Raw genomic sequence first — 4,241 nt, 5'->3', positions numbered from 1 at the left:
ACGACGACCGCCTCGCCACCGGGCTCGGGCGCCACGATGTAGCAGTTGGTCTGGAACATCCCGGCGGGGAATCCGGTGATCAGCATGTGCTCTCCTCGGCTTCGACATGACGCGGGCGCCGATGACGCGTCGCTCCTGACCCTCCATTCTGGCGCATCTCCGACCACCACTCGACGACACTCCGGCACACCTGCCTGGTGAACTCTCAGGGTGTCCTGGCACACTTGCGTGTCGATACAGCCGTGTTTCATACGCGCCGTGTTTGATACGCACCGTATTTCATACGCCCCGACAGACGTCTCAGGAGGGTTCACCAGCGTGACCACCAACGAGGAACGCCGCGAAGCCGCCAAGCGGAAGCTTGAGGACAGACTCGAACGCGAGCGTCAGGATCGCAAGCGTCGGCGGATCCTCATCGCGTCGATCTCGACGGTGGTGGTGGTAGCGGTCGTCGCCACCGCGACCACGCTCATCGTGAAGAAGGTCCTCGACGACCGCGAAGCCGCCCGGTGGACATCGTGTCAGTATCAGGATCAGCCCGACCGTCTCAAGCCGATCCCCACCGATCCGCCGCAGGGTGTGCCCGCTGAGCAGCACGACGAGTACCGCAAGTACGCGGCCGAGATGAACAAGATGATCAACGAGGGCATCCCGAAGAAGCGGACAGCCCCCAAGCCAGGCGACCGGCAACTGAAGTCCGGCGACGTCTCGGCCGTGTTCGACACGTCCCAGGGCACGATTCCGATCACCCTGACCAGGGCTTCGGCACCGTGCAACACGGGCGCGATCATCTCGCTCATCGGCGACAAGTACTACAACGACACCCCGTGCCACCGCATGACCACGAGCGAGGCGCTCAAGGTGCTCCAGTGTGGCGATCCCACCGGAACCGGCGCAGGCGGCCCGGGCTGGAGCAGCCCCGACGAGCCGCCGACCGATCTCAAGCCCGCAGGACAGGCGAACCAGATGACCGGGCAACAGTCGGTGATCTACCCCCGCGGCACCATCGCGATCGCCAACAGCAACCAGGGCGGCCAGAGCAGCAACACCGGCTCGAGCCAGTTCTTCCTCGTGATCTCCGACAGTCAGCTCCCGGCCGACTACTCGGTGGTCGGCAAGGTCGACCCCGAGGGCCTGAAGGTGCTCGACAAGGTCGCCGCAGGCGGCGTGACTGCCGGACCGTCGGGCGAGGCCAACGACGGCAAGCCCAAGCTGCCGGTGCAGATCACCACGGCCAAGATCACCGGCGGAGATCTGGACTAAACGCCCACTCGACGCGACGAAGCGCCCAGTCGGCGGGACAACCCCGCGACTGGGCGCTTCTTTGTGTCGAGTGTGCGCTCCGGGACGTCGAGTGTGCGCTTCATCTTGTCGAGTGTGCGCTCCGGGACGTCAAGTGTGCGCAGCTACGCCGCGGAGGTCACGCGGTAGACGTCGTACACGCCCTCGACGTTGCGCACGACGTTCAGTACGTGGCCGAGGTGTTTGGGGTCGCCCATCTCGAAGGTGAACTTGCTGACCGCGACGCGGTCGCGGCTGGTGGTCACCGACGCCGAGAGGATGTTCACCTTTTCGTCGGCGAGCACCTTGGTCACGTCCGACAGCAGCCGATGTCGGTCGAGGGCCTCCACCTGGATGGCGACCAGAAACACCGACTCGGGCGACGGCGCCCAGGTCACAGGGATGATTCGTTCGTCCTGGCGGCGCAGTTCACCCGCGTTGGTGCAGTCGGTGCGGTGCACGCTGACGCCCCCGCCGCGCGTGATGAAGCCGAGGATGTCGTCTCCAGGAACCGGTGTGCAACACTTCGCAAGTTTGATGAGGACGTTGTCGACACCCTCGATGACCACACCCGCATCGCCCCCGGCGCGCGTACGCGAGGGCATCGTCGACAGTGTCGATCGCTCGGCGATCTCCTCCGCGGCGTCGTCGATTCCACCGAGGGACGAGACGAGACGATTCACGACGTGCCGTGCGGACACATGGTTCTCGCCGACAGCCGTGTACAGCGCGCTGACGTCGGCGTAGCGCAGTTCCTTGGCGATCGCGGCCATCGACTCGGCGCTCATCAAGCGCTGCAACGGCAGCCCGCCTCGTCGAACCTCTTTCGCGATGGCGTCCTTGCCGGTTTCCAGAGCCTCTTCACGACGCTCCTTGGCAAACCACTGGCGGATCTTGGCCTTCGCGCGCGGCGAGACGACGAAGTTCTGCCAGTCCTTGCTCGGCCCGGCGTTGGGAGCCTTCGACGTGAACACCTCGACGACTTCGCCGTTCTCGAGTTCGCGTTCGAGCGCGACGAGCCGGCCGTTGACCCGTGCACCGATACATCGGTGCCCCACCTCGGTGTGCACCGCGTAGGCGAAGTCGACGGGCGTCGAGCCCGCGGGCAGCGTGATGACGTCGCCCTTCGGCGTGAAGACGAAGATCTCCTTGACGGCGAGGTCGTAGCGCAGCGACTCGAGGAACTCGCCGGGGTCGGCGGCTTCTCGTTGCCAATCGAGAAGTTGACGCATCCACGCCATGTCGTCGATCTCAGCCGTATCGGTCTTGCGTCCCTTGCGATCCCGGTAGCCGCCCTCCTTGTATCGCCAATGCGCGGCGATACCGAATTCGGCGGTGCGGTGCATGTCGTTGGTGCGGATCTGAATCTCGAGTGGCTTGCCCTCCGGCCCGATGACCGTGGTGTGCAACGACTGGTACACGCCGAACCTCGGCTGAGCGATGTAGTCCTTGAAACGTCCGGCCATCGGCTGCCACAGCGAATGCACGACGCCGACCGCTGCGTAGCAGTCACGCACGTCGTCGCACAGGATGCGCATACCGACGAGATCGTGGATGTCGTCGAAGTCGCGACCCTTGACGATCATCTTCTGATAGATCGACCAGTAGTGCTTGGGCCTGCCCTCGACCGTCGCGGTGATCTTGGCCGACGACAGCGCGTTGTTGATGTCGGCGCGCACACGAGCGAGATAGGTGTCGCGCGAGGGCGCGCGGTCGGCAACGAGCCGCACGATCTCCTCGTAGCGCTTCGGGTGCAGAATCGCGAACGAGAGGTCTTCGAGTTCCCACTTGACCGTCGCCATGCCGAGCCGATGGGCAAGCGGCGCAATCACTTCCAGCGTTTCGCGAGCCTTACGCGCCTGCTTCTCCGGCGGGAGGAAGCGCATCGTGCGCATGTTGTGGAGGCGGTCGGCGACCTTGATCACGAGAACCCGCGGATCGCGTGCCATCGCGATGATCATCTTGCGGATCGTCTCGGCTTCGGCTGCGCTGCCGAGGGCCACCTTGTCGAGCTTGGTCACGCCGTCGACGAGATGGGCGACCTCGGCACCGAACTCACTCTCGAGCGCCTCGAGTGTGTAGCCGGTGTCCTCGACGGTGTCGTGCAACAGCGCGGCGACGAGCGTGGTGGTGTCCATCCCGAGATCGGCGAGAATCGTCGCGACCGCGAGCGGATGGGTGATGTATGGATCGCCCGACTTCCGGTTCTGACCACGATGGCGTTCGTCGGCGACGTCGTAGGCGTGCTGCAGAAGCGCGATGTCGGCCTTGGGATAGATCTCCCGATGCAGGGTGACCAGCGGTTCGAGGACCGGACGGACCGAGCTGCGGGTCGCGGTCATCCGACGTGCGAGGCGCGCGCGAACGCGCCGCGACGCCGAGGCATGCGTGGTGTCGGCGGGAGCAGCCGGCTCGGTGGCCCCAGTGTTATCGGGCGCACTCACCGGGGCGGGAGCAGCGGGACGGGCCTGCTCCGCGGGGGCGGTCGGCGTGACCCGCTCACGAGCGACGGCCGCCTCGGTCTCATTCGCCATGCTGCCTCCTTCTCGTGGTGCGTCTTCTCCGGACGTCAGGTCGTGAGAACCGACACGCTGACATCGACCGATGAGAACTGATCCCGGAAGATTTCAACACCGTATGTGACGAGTCTAATCCGGCGCCGACGCCGGGCGTGGCGTGCGCTGCGGACCGACCGGGCTCAGCGGTCCTCGGTGATCGCGTGCAGGGTCACATCCGGGCCGAGTTCGGCAGCGATCTTCGCGCGCCCGCCGAGATCGGCGAGTTCCATGATCACCGCGACCCCGACAACAGACGCACCCGCCAAACCCATGAGTTTCGACGCCGCGACAGCGGTTCCACCCGTTGCGAGGACGTCGTCGACGATCAGCACGCGCCGGCCGGTGATGTCGATGCCGCTCGCCGGGATCTCCAGCCGAGCTGTGCCGTACTCGAGGTCGTAG

3 protein-coding genes and 1 pseudogene are annotated in these 4,241 nt (G+C 65.6%); 1 reads left to right on the top strand and 3 read right to left on the bottom strand.

The window, feature by feature from the left end:
• A pseudogene (locus B3T59_RS08605) lies at positions 1 to 86 on the bottom strand (MBL fold metallo-hydrolase); the annotation flags it as partial.
• A 232-nt stretch (positions 87 to 318) separates the two neighbouring features.
• On the opposite strand from B3T59_RS08605, the gene B3T59_RS08600 reads away from it, so the two are divergent.
• Complete coding sequence (locus B3T59_RS08600; RefSeq protein ID WP_287002007.1) at positions 319 to 1,263, top strand: peptidylprolyl isomerase; 945 nt, start codon at positions 319 to 321, stop codon at positions 1,261 to 1,263.
• A gap of 143 nt (positions 1,264 to 1,406) precedes the next feature.
• On the opposite strand, the gene B3T59_RS08595 is transcribed toward B3T59_RS08600, so the two are convergent.
• On the bottom strand, positions 1,407 to 3,815 hold the full coding sequence (locus tag B3T59_RS08595; RefSeq protein WP_287002006.1) for a RelA/SpoT family protein: 2,409 nt from the start codon (positions 3,813 to 3,815) through the stop codon (positions 1,407 to 1,409).
• A 164-nt stretch (positions 3,816 to 3,979) separates the two neighbouring features.
• A partial coding sequence (locus B3T59_RS08590; protein WP_287002005.1) for a phosphoribosyltransferase family protein occupies positions 3,980 to 4,241 on the bottom strand: 262 nt, incomplete at its 5' end.

The sequence above is a fragment of the Gordonia sp. UBA7860 genome, from assembly GCF_002500165.1.
GTDB lineage: Bacteria > Actinomycetota > Actinomycetes > Mycobacteriales > Mycobacteriaceae > Gordonia > Gordonia sputi.
This window is presented reverse-complemented; position numbering and strand designations above follow the sequence as displayed.

Coding starts and splice junctions, on each gene's coding strand:
- B3T59_RS08595 (WP_287002006.1), bottom strand. CDS start 3,815: ATGGCGAATGAGACCGAGGCGGCCGTCGCTCGTGAGCGGGTCACGCCG.